Source organism: Bartonella sp. AP3QHHD (genome assembly GCF_042195765.1).
In the GTDB taxonomy this organism is placed as follows: domain Bacteria; phylum Pseudomonadota; class Alphaproteobacteria; order Rhizobiales; family Rhizobiaceae; genus Bartonella.
The window spans coordinates 1-1635 of record NZ_JBHIPC010000047.1 but is presented as its reverse complement, the minus strand read 5'-3'; the positions used below and the strand labels follow the sequence as shown (position 1 = coordinate 1635).

The 1635-nt window shown below is 41.6% G+C and carries 2 protein-coding genes; both read right to left on the bottom strand.

Annotated elements, in window-relative coordinates; translation table 11 throughout:
- Nucleotides 1-186 precede the first annotated feature (186 nt).
- Nucleotides 187-591, bottom strand: a complete 405-nt coding sequence (locus ACFIL7_RS02600; RefSeq protein ID WP_375674252.1) for a hypothetical protein — start codon at nt 589-591, stop codon at nt 187-189.
- On the bottom strand, nt 588-1635 hold a 1048-nt coding region (locus ACFIL7_RS02595), incomplete at its 5' end, for a filamentous hemagglutinin (RefSeq protein ID WP_375683311.1). The genes ACFIL7_RS02595 and ACFIL7_RS02600, both read right to left, overlap by 4 nt.

The window sequence follows — 1635 nt, the reverse complement described above, 5'->3', positions numbered from 1 at the left end:
TTTCTTCATTATTCCCCTCTTTCAATGGATTTATTTACAATAAAAAAGCTCATAAGCCTGTTGATATTTCCTGTCACCGCTGCTTAAAACAACGGTGAACAATATTGAGATGTTAGATTGAGAAAACAATCCCGCCATTCCAAGCGAAGGCAAGGATGGCGGATTGTTGATCATCACTAGCAAGACTTAAGGTTTGCATTCAGGTGCATTTTTATATTTTTTACAATAAGGGCTGTTTAAGCGCTTCTTGACACTGGGCCTCGGGATCACAGCACCTGGACGACAAATGGGAAGGTTTTCGGCTTTATGATTCTCACACCAAGTCCCTCCCCCCACTTTATCACGAAAACCTGATTGAACCATACAGGCATCAATAGTTGCCCATGCATTGTAGCTGAGTTTTCTGTTTTCTGGATCGACATCATCAGGGGTTGGCATACCACATTCTAACAAGGCTTTTCCTACCTCTGTAAAATCAGTAACACCATTTTTCTCCCACGTAGCCACCTCTCCTGGAGGAGGTTTATCGATATTACATCCAGTTATAATTAACAAAGTTACAGTGCTTAATAATTTTAGAGTTTGTTTCATTTTTTACTCCTTGATTTACTTAAAGGAAATTGTTCACGATGAGATGTGCCATAAAACTTTTGGCATTTTGGACCCACGTCTCCAAGACAGGTATGGGAACTTATGGGATTCATGATCACTCTCAACCATTCTGTCCAAACGTTACTACCAGCAGGGAGTGTCCCGTAGGTATAGCCATTGCCGCCAATAATTCTGCTGACAAAGTCATATCTATTCCCATCAAAGCCAATAGTGGTTTGTTTGCCATCACTCACATAATCTAACAGACCGGCTGCAACTAAAACATTAAAGGCTGGTCCATAGAGATTGATAGTCGTGTTTTCGTTGGCTATACCGTGAACACCTTCTTGTTTGAAAGAATTCAGCATATTCCCCAATGTCATTGTCCCGCGACTATGTCCATAAAGTTCTAATCCTGTAAGACCATAGCTATACATCAAATCTTTTGCTTCTTGTGTGGAATTGGTCAAACCCCAAAAGTTATTTTCCATAAACTTCTGATAGCCCGCGACTAGAAGTTCTGAGATAGCAGAATCAGCTTCTGGGAACACAACAAAATAAAGGGGTTCATTTTTATTCTCCGCATGTTGCTCTGCATAAACAGCAGCTTCATAGGGTGGCGTAAAGATGCCATTAAAGGACACATGCACTTTGCCATCAGAGCCTTCTTGCAAATGCTGCTTTTCTTCATCCGTTAAATAATGGAACTTGGGGATTTTTTGTCCACGAGCATCTCTTATAGGTACCCCATTCGCATCTATTTCATAGATTGTATTGCCATTTTCATCACGATCCACCACGGCGATGGGGTGCTCTTTGATAAACATGGTTTTATAGGAGTCATCGCTGTATTTAAACCCTTCTTCTAAGAGTTGAGTTACCATTTCACGGTTTTCATGGACGATTTGTTCCAGCTTGCCTACATCGAGCTGTTGTACACCCTTATGGGCGCTAGCAGTATCACGATTAAGGGAGGCTATGGCTTGCTCAACATCTTGTCCTGTCAACGCCTTCTGCCCTGCTTCATCAGTAATGACGATAGTG

What these genes read in the sequence shown, in the direction of transcription:
- ACFIL7_RS02600 (WP_375674252.1), bottom strand. Translation starts at nt 591, where the DNA reads ATGAAACAAACTCTAAAATTATTAAGCACTGTAACTTTGTTAATTATA.